The 20,052-nt window shown below is 63.4% G+C and carries 14 protein-coding genes; 2 read left to right on the plus strand and 12 right to left on the minus strand.

Annotated features, from left to right (window positions below; translation table 11 throughout):
- Positions 1–215: 215 nt before the first annotated feature.
- Positions 216–2,552, minus strand: coding sequence for an endonuclease (locus MTP16_RS14305; RefSeq protein WP_243510540.1), 2,337 nt, complete (start codon positions 2,550–2,552; stop codon positions 216–218).
- Between the two features lie 191 nt (positions 2,553–2,743).
- On the opposite strand from MTP16_RS14305, the gene MTP16_RS14310 reads away from it, so the two are divergent.
- Positions 2,744–3,049, plus strand: a complete 306-nt coding sequence (locus MTP16_RS14310; RefSeq protein ID WP_243510542.1) for a rhodanese-like domain-containing protein — start codon at positions 2,744–2,746, stop codon at positions 3,047–3,049.
- Between the two features lie 85 nt (positions 3,050–3,134).
- Here the strand turns inward: MTP16_RS14310 and MTP16_RS14315 are convergent, their stop codons facing one another.
- The 11 genes from MTP16_RS14315 to MTP16_RS14365 all read right to left on the minus strand — a co-directional run bounded on the left by MTP16_RS14315 (position 3,135) and on the right by MTP16_RS14365 (position 18,476).
- Complete coding sequence (locus MTP16_RS14315; RefSeq protein ID WP_243510543.1) at positions 3,135–4,289, minus strand: sterol desaturase family protein; 1,155 nt, start codon at positions 4,287–4,289, stop codon at positions 3,135–3,137.
- A gap of 376 nt (positions 4,290–4,665) precedes the next feature.
- Positions 4,666–6,603 carry a RecQ family ATP-dependent DNA helicase gene (locus MTP16_RS14320; RefSeq protein WP_243510548.1) on the minus strand — a complete coding sequence of 646 codons (1,938 nt, stop codon included), beginning with the start codon at positions 6,601–6,603 and terminating at the stop codon, positions 4,666–4,668.
- A gap of 118 nt (positions 6,604–6,721) precedes the next feature.
- Positions 6,722–7,330: a hypothetical protein gene (locus MTP16_RS14325; RefSeq protein ID WP_243510550.1), complete on the minus strand. Its 609-nt coding sequence runs from the start codon at positions 7,328–7,330 to the stop codon at positions 6,722–6,724.
- Positions 7,331–7,581: 251 nt separating this feature from the next.
- Positions 7,582–8,385, minus strand: a complete 804-nt coding sequence (locus tag MTP16_RS14330; protein WP_243510552.1) for a PA2169 family four-helix-bundle protein — start codon at positions 8,383–8,385, stop codon at positions 7,582–7,584.
- A 293-nt stretch (positions 8,386–8,678) separates the two neighbouring features.
- Entirely contained in the window at positions 8,679–10,112 is a 1,434-nt protein-coding gene (locus MTP16_RS14335) for a TolC family protein (protein WP_243510566.1), read from the minus strand.
- 204 nt (positions 10,113–10,316) lie between these two features.
- A complete protein-coding gene (locus MTP16_RS14340; RefSeq protein WP_243510571.1) occupies positions 10,317–13,487 on the minus strand; it encodes an efflux RND transporter permease subunit in 3,171 nt (1,056 codons plus the stop codon).
- Positions 13,488–13,598: 111 nt separating this feature from the next.
- Positions 13,599–14,747, minus strand: coding sequence for an efflux RND transporter periplasmic adaptor subunit (locus tag MTP16_RS14345; protein WP_243510574.1), 1,149 nt, complete (start codon positions 14,745–14,747; stop codon positions 13,599–13,601).
- A gap of 47 nt (positions 14,748–14,794) precedes the next feature.
- The gene (locus tag MTP16_RS14350; protein WP_243510577.1) at positions 14,795–15,079 is read right to left on the minus strand and encodes a hypothetical protein; all 285 of its coding nucleotides are present in this window, start codon (positions 15,077–15,079) and stop codon (positions 14,795–14,797) included.
- 266 nt (positions 15,080–15,345) lie between these two features.
- Positions 15,346–16,722: a HAMP domain-containing sensor histidine kinase gene (locus MTP16_RS14355; RefSeq protein ID WP_243510579.1), complete on the minus strand. Its 1,377-nt coding sequence runs from the start codon at positions 16,720–16,722 to the stop codon at positions 15,346–15,348.
- 12 nt (positions 16,723–16,734) lie between these two features.
- A complete protein-coding gene (locus MTP16_RS14360) occupies positions 16,735–17,409 on the minus strand; it encodes a response regulator transcription factor (RefSeq protein ID WP_243510583.1) in 675 nt (224 codons plus the stop codon).
- Positions 17,410–17,690: 281 nt separating this feature from the next.
- Positions 17,691–18,476, minus strand: coding sequence for a hypothetical protein (locus MTP16_RS14365; RefSeq protein ID WP_243510585.1), 786 nt, complete (start codon positions 18,474–18,476; stop codon positions 17,691–17,693).
- 580 nt (positions 18,477–19,056) lie between these two features.
- On the opposite strand from MTP16_RS14365, the gene MTP16_RS14370 reads away from it, so the two are divergent.
- The gene (locus tag MTP16_RS14370) at positions 19,057–19,926 is read left to right on the plus strand and encodes a hypothetical protein (protein ID WP_243510588.1); all 870 of its coding nucleotides are present in this window, start codon (positions 19,057–19,059) and stop codon (positions 19,924–19,926) included.
- Positions 19,927–20,052: the final 126 nt, after the last annotated feature.

Consider the following 20,052-nt stretch of genomic DNA (forward strand, 5'->3'; position numbering starts at 1 on the left):
AGGCACAACATTCCGCGAATCAAGCGGAGACAATCCGTCCTGTTCTCAGCGACAAACCTAGTAATGTGACTAAGCTAATTAAAAAGCCCCGACTCAATCCAGAGTCGGGGCTTTTCACATTTCGAGGGTGTCTGGCTTGGAGAGGACGGATTGTCTCCGCTTGATTCGCGGAATGTCGTGCCTCCTCGCAATGACAGCCGGCGCAGGCCTATTGCTTAGCGCACCACCACGCGGCCGGTGTACGTCACCTCCTCGCAGAGCACGCGGATGGCGTAGATGCCAGCGGGTAGGCCGCGCAGGTCCACGGGCACGGCATCGGTGGCGCTGAGCTGGGCGGCGCGCTGGCGCACGGGGCGGCTTAGCACATCGAGCACTTCGATGGTGGCGGGGCGGGCCGTGGGCACGCCCGGCAGGCGCAGCTGCACGGTTTCGGAAGCCGGGTTGGGGTAGATTTCGAGGGTGTTGCGTAGCACCGCGGCGCTGCGGCCGGCCAGGGGCACGTAGCAAGCGGTGCTGGTGTAGGAGCCCACGCTGGCGAAATTGTCGACGCCACCGCCGTGCCAGGTCCTGCTGCCGTTGGGGCCGTTCCAGCGGCCGCCCTGGCTCGCGAAGGGCAAGCGCACGAGGGTATTGTTGAGGGTCGAGCCGCCGGGCACGGTCCACTCGGTGGGGCGCTGGCCGATGACGCCGATGACGTCGAGCGTGTCGGTACCGTCGAATAAGGCCACGGCGTCGTCGCCGTTGAAGAAGGCCACGTTGCTTTGCAGGTCGGCCTGGGCGGCCACGCCGGCGTCTACTACGCCGGTGTTTGCAATGACGTACACATCACCCGGGGCAATGGTGCCGGTGAGGTTTTGCGTGCTGGTAGGGGTGGTGGCGCCGTTGGCGTACAGGGCCACGCTCTTGCCATTCAGCGGCATCGGGCTCAGGGTGGGGTTGTAAATCTCCAGCACCTTGGTGTTGTTGATGAGGCCTTCCACGTAGCGCGAGAAGTAGGGCTTGGTGCAGGGCGCACCGGCCGGGGCCGCGTCGTCGTTCAGAATCGTGAGCGTGTGCGTGTTGGGCTGGCCCACAATGATGGTAGCATTGGAAGGCGTGCCCAGGCGCAGGCGCACGGTTTCGTTGGGCTCGAAGGTTACGTCGCCGTTCACGGTCACGGTCACGGCCTGGGTGAGGGCCGTGCTGCTGAAGGTAAGCGAGGTGGTGTTCAGCACATAGTCGGTGGTGGCGGTGGCGGTGCTGTTGGCCGCGTCCACGCTCACCGGCACGGTGAAGGTGCCGCTGGGCAGAGTGCCGCTGGCCGTCACGTTCACGGTGTAGGTGCTGGTGCCGCTGTTGCCTTCGGCAATGCTGCCGGTGGCGGTGGCAAAGCTCACCATCGGCGGGGTGCCGTCGTCGTTGGTGATGGTGAGCGTGTGGGCGCCGGGCGAGCCCACGCTGTTGCCGGTGCTGGGGTTGGTCAGGGTCAGGACGACGGTTTCGTCGGCTTCGGGCTGGGTGTCGCCGTTCACGGTCAGGGTCACCGTCTGGGAGGTGCTGCCGGCCGGGAAAGTGACGGTGGTGGGCGAGGTGAAGGCGAAGTCGGTGCCGTTGGTGGCGGTCGAGTTGGTGCCGTCCACGTTCACCTGCACGGTGGTGGCCGTGGTGGCGGCGGGCGCCAAATTCAGCGTGAAGGTATAAGTGCTGGTGCCGCTGTTGCCTTCGGTGATGGTGCCGGCGGCCGTGCTGAAGCTAAACGCCGGGCCGGGAGGCGCCAGGCCCCAGGCGGTGGCCACCGTGCCGGGGTACTCGATGTAGGGGTTGTAGTTGCCCTGGCTCACGGCCACGCGGCGGTTGCGCTCAATCTCGCGGGCGTCGACCGGGTCGGCTAGGTGCCAGGCGTAGAGCGTGTTGATGTCGGCCGCCGAGCTGATGTTCTGATGGCCGGTGGCAATGAGGGCCGGCTGGCCGGCGTGCATGGTGTAGAAGTAGAAGACGGCGCGGGCCAGGTTGCCCTTGTGGTCTTCGCGGGGCTCAAACTGGGTGTTGGTGTCTTCGCTCCACTCGGCGATGTTGGCCGTGGGAATGGTGGCTTGGCTCACCAGCAGGCGCATCCAGGTCTGGGTCTGGGCATCGGGAATTTCGGCAAACGGGTCGGAGCCGCGCAGGTTGTTCCAGGTGTCGTAGGTGGGGAAGAGGTGGTGCATGTCGGAGCGCATGCGCACCACTTCGCTAAACCACGACTGCGGCACGGTGTGCTCGCAGTTGATGCGGTTCACCACGCCGGTGCTGGTGTTGGTGGTGCTATAGGGCACGGTTTCCTGGTAGCCCGAGTACACGCAGGTCACCAGGTTGTTGTAGTTGTCGGCGTAGTTATACATCTTGCCGCGGGCCGTGGCGTAGCTCAGCTCCACGCGCTTGCCGGTGTACCAGTTGTCGAGGTACCAGGTGCGCAGGGCCTGGCCCGAGAGGTTGGACGGGGCCGCCGGGGGCATGGGCGGCGCGGTTTGGGCCTGCAGGGCGGCGGGCAGCAGCCCCAGCACCAGCAGGCACGAAGTGAAAAGGTGTTTCATGGGGACTTAGGGACTTGAGGTCTTAGGGTCTTGGAAAGTGAAAATGGAAAGCGGAAGGCCGAAAAGGAAACGGGGCATCAAAGATAACCACGCGGCTGCATGAGCGGGGCAGCAGGTCGGTTACGAAACCAAGAAGCCTTCGGCCGTACTTTCGCCCCACCAAGACCTTAAGTCCCCAACTCCCTAAAATCATGGCCGACATCACCCCCTCCGAACTGCGCCAGCGCCAGCAAGCCGGCGAAACCCCCATCATCCTCGACGTGCGCGAGCCCTGGGAGCACGAAGAAGCCCGCATGGACGGCGCCCAGAACATCCCCCTCGGCACCCTGCCCGACAAGCTCGACGACCTCGACGAGTGGAAAAACCAGGAAATCATCGTGCACTGTAAGGGCGGCGGCCGCTCGGCCTCGGCCAAGACCTTCCTCACCCAGCAGGGCTTCACCAACGTGCGCAACCTGCTCGGCGGCTACCAGGCCTATGCCGCGGAAGGCAAGTAGCCTTAAAAATGAATAGCAAGCGCCCCTTGGGTAAACCCAGTGAATGCCGGGTTTGCCCAAGGGGCGCTTTCGTTTCGCCAGAAGCCTAGCGGCTGCTGGGCTCTTCCATCTGCAGGTCGTGGTCGAAGGGGCTTTTGGTGAAGGGGTGCTTCAGCTGCTTCCAGTAGCCTTTGGGATAGGAGCCTTCGCGCACGCCGGTGGCCTCGGGCCACACCTTGCCCGGCAGGTAGTAGGTGCCAAAAAGCCGGTCAATCAGCGGGAAGTGAATGGCGAAGTTCTTGCCGTAGTGGGCTGGGTCTTCGCAGTGATGCCAGTGGTGGTACTGCGGCGTCACGAGCAGGTACTTCATCCAGCCGAAGTTAATGCGCGTGTTGGCATGAATGAGCACCGCGTGAATGGACACGAAGAGGATGTAGGCGTTGAAGGTGAGCGAGGAAAACCCGCAGACGTAGAGCGGAATAAACGAGATGGAGCGCGTGACGAAAATATCCACGAAGTGCGTGCGCGAGCCCGCCAGCCAGTCCATGGCCTGGGTAGAATGGTGCACCGAATGGAAGCGCCACAGGTACACATGCGAGTGAAACAAGCGGTGCGCCAGGTACTGAAACAAGTCCGTCACAAAAAGCGCCAGCACGAAGCCCGCCACAAACGGCAGCTGCTGCACCCAGTGCTGAAACGGGGCCAGCCCCATCCAGCCAAACAAAAGCTTGGCCGGCGCCTGCGTAATCACGCCGAAAAACTGCACGAACAAGTGGCTCACCGTGAAGTACACCAAATCGGTGCGCCACTCGGCATGGAAGCGCGACTGCCGCTTGTTCTGGGGAAAGAACATTTCGATGGGTATGAAAATGACCGCCAGCAGCAGCAGGTCAATCAGCAGCCAGTCGAGGCCCACGTGCCAAATCGTTTTCTCCACCGCCCGCGGCTGCACCGCAAACCCGCCCGTGACCACCGCCAGGGCCGCAATGCCGATGCCCGTCAGGGCCAGCTTCTTCTGCTGGCTCAGCAAGTAGCTAACCGTCGCAAACAAAAAGGACGCGACAATAACGGCCATGAGCACCGTCTTCATCATCTCGCCGGTGTATAGCTCCCGGAACTCGGGCGTGGTGAGGTACTCCGGGTAGTGAAAGCACAGCACCGCGGCCATGGCCAGCACGGCCAGAAAAATAGACGCATTGCCGCTGATGGTGCCCTCGCCAATCCGTAAGCGCTGGGGCATCGAGTTCTGCAGATTGTTCATTATGGTAGCAAGTTGGTAGGGGCTGCCGCAGCCGGTAAAGCAGTTTGGGCGCTGCGGGTGATGTAAAGGTGGAGGCCCGCCAGAGTTACCGCCAAATTGATTTTGGATAACAGCAGATTTTACAAAATCAATTTTTCGGATGTAAAGCATTGACATGCAATAGTCAGGTTGTAAACGTTCTGACTTTTGTCGCTGCTTTTTTGCTTCGAAGCTGCGTAGTAAGCAATCAAGTTGCCGGCCCGACGCCGCAGGCGTCTGACCGGTTGGCATGAGGTCCCGTCGAGGCGTCGTGCCCGCGGCAATCGGTCGGACGCCTGCAGCGTCGGACCGAAGCAAACCGACGTCCTAAACAACTTTTCCGTCACCAGCTTCGGGACTAAGCGCCAATCACCAGCCGCCCGTCGGCCGCATAGGCCAACTCGCCGCGGTCCACCAGCTCGCGCACGGTGGCCGTCACGGCTGTCGCGTCTTTGGGCGCGAAAGCGGCCAGTAACTCACGCGGCGCCAGCGGCCCCTGGCGCAGGTGCGCCAGCACGGGCTCGCGCAGAGAAGGCGCAGGAGCCGCCTGGGCCGCCTTTTTCTCCGCCAGACAGATGTCGCAAATGCCGCACCGGGCCGGGTCGGCCTCGTCGAAATACGTGAGCAGCAGAATCTGGCGGCAGCGGGTGCCGCTCAGGTACTGGGCCACGGCGTGGGTTTTAGCGCGGGCCAGGTCGCGGGCGGCCGTCATCTTCACCTGGTCGAGGGGCAGCTTGTGGGCGTCGTAGCGCGGCGTGGTGAATAGGGCCTGGGGCGACTCCTGCTTGGGCTGGTAGTGCAGAATGCCAGCCGTGTGCAGGTAGCGCAATTGCTGGCGCACCTCCACCACGCTGCGGCGCAGGTGGGTGGCCAGCGCATTCTCCGAAATGGTTTGGAAGTCCGAAAACAGCTCGCCGCCGTGCAGCCGCAGCAGGGCCTTTATCAGCAAGTCGTGCTGGGCGTTGGCCACCTGGAAGGCGTACAAATCCTGGTGGCTGAGGATGAGGTGCACCCGCGCCGGCTGGTTCACGGCCTCGTTGAGCTGCACGAAGCCCTCGCGCTGCAAAATCTTCAGCGAGTTGTGCGCGTCCACGGCCTTTAGCCGGTAGGTTTCGGCAAACTGCTGCATGTCGAACTCAAAGGCGGCCAGCTCGCCGCCGCCCACCGCCGTCTGGGAGTAGTTGGCCAAGGCCTGGTACACGCGCTTCACCGTATCCAACGGCGGAAACGACTGGTTGGTGCGGCGGCGCAGCTCGTCGCCGTCGTTGGGGCCGGCCAGCAGCACGGCGAAGGCAAAGAGGTTGTCGCGCCCAGCCCGGCCGGCTTCCTGGTAGTAGGCTTCCAGGGTGTCGGGCGCGTCGAGGTGCACCACGAGGCGCACGTCGGGCTTGTCGATGCCCATGCCGAAGGCATTGGTGGCCACGATGAGGCGAATTTTGTCCTGAATCCAGTCCTGCTGCACCTTGGTGCGCTTTTCCGAAGGCAAACCGGCGTGATAGGCCGCCGCCGGAAACCGGTGCTGCTGTAGAAACGCGGCCGTGTCCTCCGTCTGCCGGCGGGTGCGGGCGTACACGATGCCGGTTTTGCCCGGCCCCACGCCGCGCACCACTTCCAGCAGGCGGCGCAGCTTGTCTTCGGTTTGGAGCACCGAGTACGACAGCTTGGGCCGCGCAAAGCTCTGCCGAAACACCCCGAAGCCCGGCCGGAACTGCAGCTTGGCCACAATGTCGGCCTGCACCTGCGCCGTGGCCGTGGCCGTGAGGGCGATGACCGGCGTGCCCGCCGGCAGCTTCTCGCGTAGCTCGGCAATGCGCAGGTAGGGCGGCCGGAAATCGTAGCCCCACTGCGAGAGGCAGTGCGCCTCGTCCACGGCCAGCAGGCCCACGTTCATCTTCGCCACCCGGGCTTGAAACAGGTCCGTCAGCAGTCGCTCGGGGCTCACGTACAGGAATTTCACGTGGCGCCCATACACGCAGTTGTCCAGGGCGTGGTCGATTTCTTGGTGGCTCATGCCGGCGTAAATGGCCTCGGCCTTGAGCCCGCGGCGGCGCAGGTTGTCTACCTGGTCCTTCATCAGGGCAATGAGCGGCGACACCACGATGCAAATGCCCGGCCGGGCCAGCGCCGGCACCTGGAAGCAGATGCTCTTGCCGCCGCCGGTGGGCAGCAGCGCCAGCGTGTCGTGCCCGCTGAGCACGGAGTTGATAATGTCTTCCTGCCCCGGCCGAAATGCCGTGTGCCCCCAGTGCTCCTTCAGCAGAGCCAGCGGCGCGAATTCGGTAGGGGAGGAGGACATGCGGCGAAGATAGAGGCTGCCGGAATCTGAATCATAATCGGCAGATAGCGTGCTAAGTCATTAGGTGGGGATAATACACCACAGCAATTTTCGGGATAGGAGCCAGCGTCTGAGCCTATTAAGGACACTTTTTCAACGAAACGTCTTGCATGGTCAGTCGTGCTTTCCAGTACACCTGCCCCTTTGGCGACAACGCCATGGCATTTCGGCACGCCAGCTCCTCAAACAGAAGCGCCAGGTAGCGTTTCGTCTCGCTTTTTAAAAGCGCTGGGGCCTTATCTGGCGAATCCAGGGGCCAAATGCTTTCAATGCCCAATTCACAACCACCGAAGCCGCAATTAACCAAAGTGAGGGTGTAAAAAGCCGCGGCGCGCTTCAGGTAGAGCACGTACGATTTATGGCCAAACGGTCCGCGGTAATAGCCTTGAGTGCGCAGGCTGTGCAGGGCGGTGCTGTCCCACTGGGCTAAGCTCAGGTGCCAGCCCTTTTCCCAGGCCGCTTTTCGCAATGGTCCCCAAACGGCCAGATTACTGGGGAGGCGGCCTGCCTGAATGGCCGCTTCAATGGTGGCTTCAATCACGTGGCGATTGTAAGCCACAGCTTGCTTGAGCGAGGCGTTCTCGTGGGGTTGCCGAACTCCCAAAAGGAAGCTGCCCACTACCCGCACCTGCGCCGCGACACCCAGCGTCGATAACAGAAAGGCAAACAGCCACAGGCAGGTACGCATGGCGGAGCAAGGCGCGTTGATATAGGTAAAACTATGGCTTTCCGGCTGCTACTCGTATGGCATTAAGTACAAACAGCGGTGCGCAAATTTTAATAAAAAAAGCCCAGCGCTAAAGGGCCTCTGGCTTCGTGCTCAACTCAATGCTACCTTCAGCAACCATAGCGTCTTGGTGCCGCTGCCACCAACAAAACGAGCGGACCCAACGGGTCCGCTCGCATGATGTGAGGGCAAATGGCAAACGGCTTCAGCGCTTAATACTGCGCCTGTAGCTGCTGCAGCCGCCGGTGCGTCTGCTGCGACACTTCGTACTGGCGCTCAATCTCCCGGCGCAGCGTGCCCGTCACGGTGCGGTCGCGCAGGGCTTCCTGATAAGCGGCCAGGGCCCACTCTTCGCCGAAGACGTTGGAGGCCAGCACGGCGGTTTCGCTGTAGCCGGTCACAGCAGCTTTGGCCTCCATCCAGGCACGGTAGAGCTTGCCTTTGAGGGTGGTGCCGGTTTCGGGGGCATTTTGCTGCACGCGCAGGTAGCCGTTGAGGCGGATGGCGAACTGCTTGCTCTGGCCCGCCAGGTCTTCGTAATAGTTGCGCAGGTCGGCGTCCTGGCTTTCGCTGGCGGCGCGGCGGTAGCCCTCCACCCGGTCATTCACGAACAGCAGCAATTCGTGCAGGGTGTCGACTGGGTTCACGGCCTTGCGGCGCCTGGCCGCTTTATTGGGGCGCAGCAGGAGCCAACCCGCGCCGGCCAGCAGGGCGCCGCCCACCACTTTTTGGGTGGTGGAAAGCTGGCGCCAGCCACTGCCGGCCTGGCCCGCGAGGCGCTTAAGGGGTGCCGGCACTTCTTTTAGCGAAGCAGGCAGGCTGACGCCCTGCGCCCATTCTTTGGCTTGGGTCAGCAAAGCGGCCGGGCTAGTGTTGGAAGCTGCCGAGTCGGCGCCGCTGTTGTCGGCGGTCGTGGTGGTGTCCTGAGTGGTTTGTGCCTGCTCGTCGCCGGCATGGGACAGGGCAGTGGCAGCAGCGGAATCGTTGCTGACGCGGGGGCTATTGGGGTGGCTCATAAGCTATGGAAAGGTGGTGCATGGTGAAGCCGGGCCAGTGCGGCCCGCCGGTGTCTCTTTCGGCGAAGCCCACCGAAAGGTTGCGAAAAAAAGCAGACGGCCGAGGTTGGATGACACTGGCAAAGTGCTGAAAACAAGCCATGTTCAATTCTTTGCAAGCCCTACTGCGGCAATGCATTAAAACATCACAAATAAAGACTTACCGCGTAGCGGCGAAATGAAAAGGCCGGCTCCTTGCGGCGCCGGCCTTTTCTGATAAATCTTAAAGCAGACTACTGTAGCGGCTTTGCCCATTACTGCCAGCCGCCGCCCAAGGCCCGGTATAAGCTCACGCTTTGCAGCAGTTGCCGCTGGCGCGACTCGGCCAAACTCAGCTCGGCTTCCAGTACGCTGCGCTGGGCGGTAATAACTTCTAAATAAGTAGCGTAGCCGGCTACAAACAGCTTGTTCGAGGTCGTCACAGCTTTGGTGAGCAGCTCCACTTCCTGCTGACGGGCAGCCGCGGCAGCGCGGTAGTTTTCCAGGCCCTGTAAGCCATTCACCACCTCGCGAAAACCGGTTTGCAGGCTTTGTTGGTAGCGGTAGTAGGCCTCGTAGCTGCCGGCTGTGGCCAGGCGGAAGTCGGCCCGGAACTGGGCGCGGTTGAGCAGCGGGCCGGTGAGGCCGGCCAGCGCGCCGTAGGCCAGCGAGGAGGGGTCGAAGAGCGTGCCGGTGCGGTAGGAATTGAAGCCCACGTAGGGCGTGAGGGTGAGCGAGGGCAGGAAGGCGGCGCGGGCGGCGGCCACGTCGGCGCGGGTGGCCTGCAGCTCCAGCTCGGCCTGGCGCACGTCGGGGCGGCGCAGCAGCGCGGAGGCCGGCACGCCGGCACTCAGACGTTCGGGCAGCACCTGCCCGGGCAGCGGCTGGCCGCGGGTGATGGGCTGCTGGTAGCGCCCCAGCAACTGGTTGAGGCCGGTTTCGGCTTCGGTCACGCGCTGGCGGGCTTCGTGCAAGAGGCTTTCGGTGCGGGCCACCTGGGCGGCAAACTGCTGCACGGCCAGCTCGTTGGCCCGGCCGGCCTGCTTCTGGATGCGCATCAGCTTCAGGGCCTCGCGCTGCAGGCTGATGTTGCGGTCGAGCACGGCCAGCTGGTTGTCGGCCGTTAGCAGCTCGTAGTAGAGGCGGGCCACCTCGGCCACCACGTTGGTCGTGACGAGGTGGCGGCCCTGCTCCGAAGCCAGCACGCGCAGGTAGGCGGCCTGCCGGCGCAGCTTCAGCTTGCCCCAGATGTCAATTTCCCAGGAGCTGCGCAGCCCCACGAAAAACTCCGGCGTGACGGGCCCCGGGATGCGCTGCTGCCCGTCGATGTTGGGCGAGAGGTTGGTGTCGAAGTTGCCCACGCCGTTGAGGGTGTAGCGGCCGTAGCGGTCGGCGCCGGCCGAGGCGGCGGCAGCCACGGTGGGCAGCAGGGCGCCGCGCCGGGCCAGGTAGTTGGCGCGGGCGCTTTCCACGCGTTGCAAGGCCACCTGCAAATCCAGGTTCTGGCGCAGGGCCGTGTCGATGAGGGCCGTGAGGGCGGGGTCCTGGAAGAACTGCCGCCAGGGCTGGCGGCCGGTACTGGTAGTGTCGGCCGTGGGCTGGGCGAAGGTGGCGGGCACCGCCGGGGCGCCGGTGGGGTCAGCCGGGGCGGCCACGCGGCATCCGGCGGCGAGGAGAAGGACGGAGAGAAGGGCAGGGAGTAGGCGCATGGGATGGTCGTTCGGGCGTGGGGCCTCACCCCTCGGCCCCCTCTCCCAAAGGAGAGGGGGAGCCGAGGCGGCGCGGTGGGTGTAGCGTGGACTCTGCGAGTCCGCGCATGGGCCGGGTTGTTGGTCAGTCAATGCGCGGACTCGCAGAGTCCACGCTACAAGTCGTCAGGCTCCCCTCTCTTTTGGAGAGGGGCAGGGGTGATGTCAATGCGCCACCAGCTCCCGCTTTTCCTCTTCTATCTCTTCGGCGTCCAGGTTCTTCACTTTTTCAAACGAGGCAAACAGCACGTACAGCCCCGGAATCAGCACCATGCCGAACAGCGTGCCGATGAGCATGCCGCCCGCCGCGGCCGTGCCGATGGAGCGGTTGCCCAAGGCACCGGCGCCGCTGGCCATCACCAGCGGAATCAGGCCGGCGATGAAGGCGAAGGAGGTCATCAAGATGGGGCGCAGGCGCGAGCCGGCCCCTTCCACGGCCGCCGCCAGCACGCTGGCCCCGGCCCGGCGCCGCTGCTCAGCAAACTCGATGATGAGGATGGCGTTTTTGCCCAAGAGGCCCACCAGCATTACCAGCGCCACCTGGGCGTAGATGTTATTTTCGAGGCCCAGGAGCTTGAGGCTGAGAAAGGCGCCGAATATGCCGGTGGGCAAGCTCAGCAGCACGGGCAGCGGCAGCAGCAGGCTTTCGTACTGCGCCGCCAGCAGCAGGTACACGAAAATGAGCACCACACCGAACACGTACAGGGCCTGGTCGCCGCTCAGAATTTGCTCGCGCGTCATGCCGCTCCATTCGTAGGCGTAGCCGCGCGGCAGCTCCTTGGCGGCCACCTTTTCGATGGCCGTGATGGCGTCGCCCGAGGAGAAGCCGGGGGCCGAGTCGCCGTTGAGCATGGCCGAGGTGTACATGTTGTAGCGCGTGAGCTGGTCGGGGCCGAACACGCGCTCCAGCTTGATGAAGGTGGAGAAAGGCACCATCTCGCCCCGGTTGTTTTTCACGTGCAGGGCCAGCAGGTCGTCGGGGCGGCTGCGGTACTCGGGGCCGGCCTGCACCATCACCTTGTACATCTGCCCGAAGCGGATGAAGTTGGAGGCGTAGTAGCTGCCCATCAGCGTTTGCAGCGTGCTCATGGCCGCATCCACGGTCACGCCTTTCTTGGCCGCCATGTCCTGGTCGACGTGGATGAGGTACTGCGGGAAGTTGGGGTCGAAGGAGGTGAAGGCCCCGCCGATGGCCGGGTCCTTCCGCAAGGCGGTGAGAAACGTCTGCGACACGGCCGCCGTTTTCTGCAAGTCGCCGGTGCCCGACTTATCCAGCAGCCGCAGCTCAAAGCCGCTGCTGTTGCCGAAGCCCGGCACCGTGGGCGGCGGCAGAAACTGAATGTCGGCGTCGGCAATGTTTTTGGTTTTCTCCTCCAATTCAGCAATGAACTGGGCCACCGACTGCTCACGCTGGTCCCAGGCCTTGAGGTTAATCATGCCCATGCCGTAGCTGGAGCCGGCCACCTCGTTCACCAAGCTGTAGCCGGCCAGGGTCGATACCGATTCCACCGGCCCGAGCCGACTGGCAATGCGCTGCACCTCATCCAACACGGCCTCGGTGCGCTCCACGGTGGCGCCGGCCGGCGTGGTCACGTTCACATACACCATGCCCTGGTCCTCGGTTGGGATGAAGCCCGAAGGCAAAATCCGGTTCACGCCCCAGGTGGCCGCGCAGAAGCCCGCCAGTACCAGCAGCGTCACCAGGCGCCGGCCGGCCACAGCCCGCAGCAGGCCCTGGTAGCGCCCCGCCAGCGCGTCGTAGCGCCGGTTGAAGCCCGCAAAAAAGCGGTTCATCAGCCCCTTGGGCTGTTCGCCTTCCGCCATCGGCGTGTGCTTGAGCATGAGCGCGCACAGGGCCGGCGTCAAAGTCACGGCGTTCACGCCCGAAATCACAATGGCAATGGCCAGGGTGAGCGAAAACTGCCGGTAGAATACGCCCACCGGCCCGTCCATGAAGGAAACCGGGATGAACACGGCCGACATCACCAGCGTGATGGCAATGAGCGAGGAGCTGATTTCGCCCATGGCCTCGAAGGTGGCGGCGCGGGCGGGTAGGTGCTTTTCCTGCATCTTGGCGTGCACCGCTTCCACCACCACTATGGCGTTATCGACCACAATGCCAATGGCCAGCACCAGCGCAAACAGCGTGAGCAGGTTAATCGAAAAGCCCAGCATCTGCATAAAGGCCAGCGTGCCCACCAGTGCCACCGGCACCGCCAGCGCCGGAATCAGCGTCGAGCGCCAGTCCTGCAAAAACAGGTACACAATCACGAAAACGAGTAAAAAAGCTTCCACCAGCGTCCGCAGCACCTCGTGAATGGATGCGTCGAGGAAGCGCGACACGTCGTAGGCGATGCTGTACTTCATGCCGGGCGGAAAGCTCGTTTCCTGCAGCTCCGCCATGCGATTTTTCACGCCGGCAATCACGTCGGAGGCGTTGGAGCCGGGGCGCTGCTTGAGCATGATGGCCGCCGAAGGCCGGCCGTCGGTCTTGGAAGCCATGCTGTAAGTGAGCGAGCCGAATTCCACGTTGGCCACCTCGCGCAGGCGCAGCACCGAGCCGTCGGCGTTGGCCCGCACCACGATGTTGCGGTACTCCTCGGGCTCGAAAAACTTGCCCGTGTAGCGCAGCACATACTGCATCGACTGCGCCTTGTCGGCCCCCGAGCTTTCGCCCGATTTGCCCGGCGCCGCCTCCACGTTCTGCGCCCGAATGGCCGCCACCACCTCGTCCGTACCCACGTCGTAGGCCGCCATCCGGTCGGGCTTGAGCCACACCCGCATCGAGTACTCGCGCGAGCCCATGATTTCGGCAAAGCCCACGCCGTCAATGCGCTTAAGTTCCTGCAACACGTTGATGTCGGCGAAGTTGTAGATGAACTTCTCGCCCACCGCCTTGTCGTCGCTCGTCACGTTGAGGTAGAGCAGCATGGAGTTTACCTCCTTCTCGGTTGTCACGCCGGCCTTGATAACTTCCTCCGGCAATTCGTCCAGAATGGTCGTCACGCGGTTTTGCACGCCCACGGCGGCCAGGTCCGGGTCGGTGCCCACCTTGAAAAACACGGTGATGAGCGTCACGCCGTTGTTGGAGCTCACCGAGTTCATATAGGTCATGCCCGGCACACCGTTGATGGCGCGCTCCAGCGGCGTGGCCACGGCCTTGGCGCACACCTCGGCGTTGGCGCCGGTGTACTTGGCCGTCACCGTTACCGAAGGCGGCACGATGTCCGGAAACTGCGTGATGGGCAGCGTGAACAGCGCCAAAGCCCCCAGCAACACCAGAAACACTGAGATAACCAGCGAGAGTATCGGCCGGCGAATGAAGATATTGAACATAAGCAAATAGTTGTTTATGAAGCACGTATGCTGTAGCGTGGACTCTGCGAGTCCGCGTCTGAGCGAACGTTCCGGCGATGCGCGGACTCGCAGAGTCCACGCTACAGCGGCCTACCGCGCCGCCAGCAGCGAATCCAGCGTTACCGGGCGGGGGCTGATGCGCTGCCCGTCCTTCAGGCTGGCCGCGCCCTCATACACCACCCGCTCGCCGGGCTTCAGGCCCTGCTTCACCACGTAGAAATCGCCGGTGCGGGCCTGGGGCTGAAAGTTGCGCATGTGCACCATGCCCTGCCCGTCCACCACGTACACGTAGTTTTTGTCCTGAATCTCGAACACCGACTTCTGCGGCAACAGCAGCGCCGCCGGCAGCGTGGTCGTCAGCCGCACGCGGCCCGAAGCGCCGTGTTTGAGCATGCGCTGCGGGTTGGCAAAGCGCGCCCGGAACGCCAGCGAGCCCGTGTTGGGGTTGAACTCGCTCTCGGTGGTTTCGATGCGGCCCGCTAGCGGGTAGGCCGAGCCGTCGGCCAGCGTGAGGCGCACTGAGTCGGAGTGGCGGTCGGGGTGGCGCTCCCGAGCCTTCACGTATTGCAAGTACTCGCCCTCGCCCACGTTGAAATAAGCGTACACCTCGTGCAAATCCGAAACCGTGGTGAGCAGCGTGCCCTCCTCCACCACGCTGCCCCGCTTGAGCGGAATCCGGTCGATGATGCCATCGAACGGCGCCCGCACCAGCGTGTAGCCCAGGCTGAGGCGGGCGGCGGCCGCGCCGGCCCGGGCCTCGGCCACGCGGGCCTCGGCGTCTTTCACCTTGCTGTTGGTCAGGGCCAATTCGGTTTTCGCAATGATGTTTTCCTGCACCAGCAGGCGCACCCGCTCGCGCTCCAGCCGCGCGGCGCTGGCTTGCGCCTGGGCGCCGGCCAGCGCCGCCTGGGCCTGGCTCAGCCGGTTCTGGTGGGCGCTGGCGTTGAGGCGGAACAGGGGCTGGCCCTTTTTCACCGGCCGCCCCTCGTCCACGAAAATCTCCTCCAGAAACCCGGCCACCTGGGCCCGCACCTCCACGTTGCGCACGGCCTGCACATCAGCCACGTAGTCCTGAAATAGCTCCTGCTCCGTGGTTTTGAGCGCCACCACAGGCAGCACTTCCGGGGCGGCGGCCTTGTCCTGGCTTTTGCCATCGGCCTCGCCCGAGCAGGCGCTGAGGCCAGCCGCCAGCAGCACGGCCAACGCGCCGCCCCAGATGCCACATTGGCGCAAAGGCACTGATTTTCGGGGAGTTGAGAACAAGGGCGTTTTCAAAAAGGGGGAGCTCATTGGGCGGAAGAAAAGTCGGGTTGGTGGTCAGCCAGCTCTCCGCTGGCGGTGTGGGTGCGCAGGCTGTCCTGCCGCAGCTGGTGCTGCTGACACTGGGCCAGCAGGCGCTGGGTGAGGTGCAGGTCGGCGGTGGTGGCGGCCAGCGCGTCGTCGTCGTCGGGCCAGGCCTCGGGGCCGGCCGTCAGCAGTACCCCGTTCAAACCCAACGACAGCACCAAAGCCCCGCCGAGTAGCAGGGCCAACAGGTTGGTCGGTGGCGATTTGAAGGGAGTCGTTGGCATAGGCTAAGCCCCAGGTGGAACGTCACAAAGGACCCGCCGCGACATTAGAACGAGATGAGAACGGTATTAGAAAACATGAAAACGGCCCTGCCGGTAGGGCAGGGCCGTTGTTCTGGCGGAGGCCTCATCCCCTCTCCCCTCTCCGGTGGAGAGGGGGAGCCAGATGAGATTTAGCTAAAAGCAATTTATGAATTTAAAGGGGCCCTTCAGTGCTGCCGTGGCTCCCCCTCTCCACCGGAGAGGGGGCCGGGGGGTGAGGCCCCACTTCAGGCAGCCGGCAGTAACACCGTGGCCGTGGTGCCCTCCCCAGGCGCCGAGGTAATCTCCAGCCGGCCGCCGTGGCGTTGCACAACGCGTTGCGTGAGGGGCAGGCCCAGGCCGTAGCCGGGGCGGCCCAGCGCGCCCGAGGCCCGGTACAGCGGCTCGTATATCTGGTGCAGCTCGTCGGGCGAGAGGCCGGGACCGGCATCGGTCACGCGCACGCGTAGGGTGGCAGCGTCGGCATAAGCCAGCTCGGTGCGCACCGGGCCGCTGGAGTACTTGCCGGCATTGTCGAGCAGGTTGAACAGGGCCGTCGCGAGCAGCTCGGCGTTGCCGGGCACCATAAAGGGGTCGGCGTCCGTCTCGGTCGGAAACTCGCCGAAGCTGAGGCGCCACTCGCGGCCGGGGTACTTGGCGCGGGCAAATTGCAGGGCCTGGTTCAGGCACTCGTCCAGCCGCACGGGCACGAAGGCGGGCAGGGCGCCGTCGGCTTTGGCCAGGTTCAGCAGGCCGTTGGTGAGGGCACTCAGGTGGCGGGCCGCGTCGAGGCTCTGGGCCAGGCTTTGGCGGGCATCGGGCAGGGTGGCGTCGTAGGCCAAAGCGGTTTCAAGGGTGCCAGTGAGGGTGGTGAGCGGCGTGCGCAGCTCGTGCGAGGCGTGCGCCAGAAAGCTTTTCTGGCTTTCAAACGCCTGCTCCAGCCCCGCCAGCATGCCGTTGAAGGCCTGCGCCAGCTGGGCCAGCTCGTCGCGCCCGTTGCCTTCCGACAGGCGGCGGCCCAGGTTGGTGGCCGAGATGCGGCCCGCCTGCCGCGTGATGCGCGCCACCGGCCGCAGGGCCGCACCGGCAAAAAACCAACCCGCCAAAATGGTGAGCACCAGCGCGCCTACGTTGCCGAGCACCAGCAGCAGCCGCAACTGCCGCAGCTGTGCCCAGCCCACCCGGTCTTCGGCCGACACAAAAATGCGATAAGGCTCGGCCTCGGTCTCGTGCAGGAACACCAGCCCTATGGTTTCGCGGTGCCCCACCGCCGGGTACGTCACCGTTTTGCCCGGTCGCAGGCCCGCCAGCCGCGCCCGGTTCACCGCTTGGTCGATATTATCGGCGCTGCTGTAGCGCAGCGAGTTATCGGGCCCGTAGATGCTGACTTCCTCGGCGGGCAGCGTCAGCAAATCGCCGCGGCGCAGGCTGCCCAGGATGCCGGTTTCCAGCTTGTGCGTCCGCACCAGCAGGCGGCCCGCCAGCAGGGCGCTGTTGGTGAGGCGGTGCTCGAAGCGCTGCGCCCGCATACCAGCATTGAAGTAGAAGATGAACGCCGAAAAGCCGACCTGGATGCCCAGCACCAGCAGCGTAAAGCGCAGCATCAGCTTGTTGCGAATCAGCATAGGGCCAGCCGGTTATTGCTCGCGCATCACGTAGCCCATGCCCACCACCGTGTGGATGAGCTTGGGCGTAAAGTCGCGGTCAATTTTCTTTCGCAAATAGCTAACGTACACGTCAATAACGTTGGTCGTGGTGTCGAAATCCAGCTCCCACACCCGCTCGGCAATGTCAACCCGCGACACAATGCGCCCCTGGTTCAGCAGCAAATGCTCCAGCAGCGAATATTCCCGCGTCGTCAGGTCGATGCGCTGGCCAGCACGGGTCACGATTTTCGATTCCAGGTTCAGCTCCAAATCGGCCATGCGCAGCACCTGGGCCGCGCCCGTTTCGGAGTAGCGCTTGGTGAGGGCGCGGGCCCGTAGCAGCAGCTCGCGGAAGGCAAAAGGCTTGGCCAGGTAGTCATCGGCGCCGGCTTCGAAACCGGCTTCCTTGTCGGCCAGACTGTCGAGGGCGGTGAGCATGAGCACCGGGACGCGGTTCTGCCCAGCCCGGATGCGGCTGCAAATTTCCACCCCGTTGAGGTAGGGCAGGTTCACGTCCAGAATCACCAAATCGAACGGCTGCTGCTGGTAGAGCGACCAGCCCGAGCGCCCATCATAAGCCACAGTCAGCTCGTAGCCTTCGTGCTCGAAACCTTTCTTGACAAAGGAAGCCAGTTGGGGCTCGTCTTCAACCAGCAAAACTTTCATATCAGTAGCATATCGCAGAGGCTCAAAAGTACGCACCGGCGCGGGGCGCCAACCCTTACGTTAACCTCACCCCCTGACCCCCTCTCCAAAAAAGAGGGGCACCAGACTTGCTCCTAAAGAACTCAACGTCGCAAGAGTCGTCCTCACGCGCCGGTGCCCCCTCTTTTTTGGAGAGGGGGTCAGGGGGCGAGGTTCCGCCGCCCGAACGACGCGGCTCAGCAGACCCACAAAAAAAGCCCGGCACCTTGCGGCGCCGGGCTGGTAGAGATAGAGCGTGATGATTAAGCCGCAGCTTTCTCGCCGTTCTCGCGGTCGTCGATGGCTTTGCGCAGCTTGGCGATGGCCTGCACGGCGCGCTCCTCGTCGAGGCGGTTGATGTTGAGCAGCATCTTGGTCTTCTCCGGACGGGTGATGACCGGATGATTGAGCAAGCGGATGATTTCTTCTTTCTGCGCAGCCGTGGCGTACTGCACGGGGGCAGCGGCTTCAGCGGCGGGGGCCGGGGCTTCGGCGGGCACTACCTGCATGGCCGGCACGGCCTGGGCTACTGCCACAGCAGGAGCAGGAGCCGCAGTGGCCGTGTTGGTGTTGTAGTCCATTTCCTCGGCGGGCGTGGGCTCGTAGCCGGCGGCGCGGATAATCCAGGCCAGGCAGTTGCGGTAGGCTTTGCCAATGGCACGGGTCTGCGCCATGCTCATGATGGCAAACTCCTGGTAGAATTTCTTGCCGCTCTCCTTGTTCGAGCACACGGCGAAGCCAGCGCCCACGGTGGCGTTATGACGCAGGTCAAACAGCGTCACTTTGGCCTGGTACTTCATTTCTTCGGGCGAGCTTACGTTGATAACGTGCTCCACGATGGGCACAATGCCCAGGCGCGAACCCGCGTACTGCCAGCCCTCAACGTTGACAAACTCCTTGCCCTGCACGTTGGTGGTCAGCTTATTGTCCTTGATGAACTTGGCGAGGTCCTTCGCCAAGTCCAGCGTTTCGTCGGAGCGGCTGATGTCAAAGCTCTCGACTTTTACTTTTTTGGTAATGTCCTTGGTGGTTTTGGTGGCCTCGTTCATGGCGGTGTGTTTTAATGTGTCCAACTGATGTTCTTGAGTATAACCCAAAGGTAGAAAGAAACGTGCCAGAAAAGCCAAAAATATTGGTAAATTTTATTGCTGTAAATCAGTTGTTTATCAGCAATAAGAAAAATTATTGTGGCTAATCAGTTTGGGAGAGCGTCGTTAGGGAGTGAAACACCATCCGGTTTGCTAAAATTCCGGCTCATTCGAATATTATCTGCTGATTCAGATGGCCCATAGCGTTGCCGTGCTAACTATTTTGCACTGCCCAGCCAACCCTTTTCCGACTGCTTCCGAGTAGCAGGTAAAGCCCCCGACCCCGGCGCGACTGCCCTCACCCAAGTCCGCGCATGGGGCGCTGGCTGGCCCGTGAACGGGCGGCCGGAAGTCGGCGCCGACTTCCAGTTGTCCGCTCACTTGCCAGCTGGCTGTATGCCTCCTTGTCCTATTGCCCGGCGCTCAGCCCGGCTGCCCATCCCCGCCATGCTTTTGGCCGGGCCCGGCCTCGCTGTGCCCAAGTTTTCAGCCCACCAAATTCTCTGCGCACCGCATTCCAGCTTCTTAACCAACTACTTTCATGGCACACTCGGTAACTTCTATTCTGACCCGTTTCCGCTCCCTCGGGCTGGGCCTGGCCCTTGCAGCCGCCTTGGGCGCCGGCACCACTAGCTGCAAAAAAGACTCCGCGCCCGAAGTCGACCAGGACGCCGTGGCCAACGTGAAGCTGGCCACCTCGGCCACCCTTGGCACCTACATGACCGACGCCAGCGGCAACACGCTCTACATCTTCGCCCGCGACGTGGACGGCACCAACAACTGCACCAGCGCCACCTGCATGCCCCTGTGGCCCGTGTATTATGAGGCCAACATCAAAGTGCCCAAGGCGCTGAAGGCGGAAGACTTTGGCACGAAAACCACCACCGATGGCCGCCAGCAAACTACCTACAGAGGCTGGCCACTCTACTACTACGCCCCGGCCACGGCTGGCGTGTATACCCGTGAGGCGCCCGGCACCACCGGTGGCAACGGCATCGGCGGCATCTGGCACGTGCTCAACCCCGACTACGGCGTGGTGCTGGCCAGCAAAACAGTGGTCGATAAAACTGCTGGCACGTCGTCCACCAAAACCTTTCTGACCGATATCAACGGCCGCACGCTCTACTATTTCGCCAAAGACAACACCAGCCCTGGCACGCTGCCCACTAACTGCACGGGCGGCTGCGCGGCCATCTGGCCGGCACTGTACATGGGCAAGCCGGCCATGCCCTCCACGCTGGTAGCTACTAAGTTCACCACCCTCACCCGCGACGGCAACCGCGAACAGCTCGTCTACAACGGCCACCCGCTTTACTACTACGCCGGCGATGCCGCCACCCGCGGCAGAGTCGAAGGCCACAACCTCAACGATTCCGGCGACTTCTGGTTCGTGGCCGACCCGGCCCGGTAGGAGCCAGGGTACTTGTCTGTCATCCTGAACGCAGTGAAGGGCCTTATCGCGCTTGAATGACTTGTTCAAGCGCGATAAGGTCCTTCACTGCGTTCAGGATGACAGCCGAAGCACGCGAGATGCCTC

Origin of the sequence: Hymenobacter monticola (assembly GCF_022811645.1) — a bacterium.
Lineage (GTDB): Bacteria > Bacteroidota > Bacteroidia > Cytophagales > Hymenobacteraceae > Hymenobacter > Hymenobacter monticola.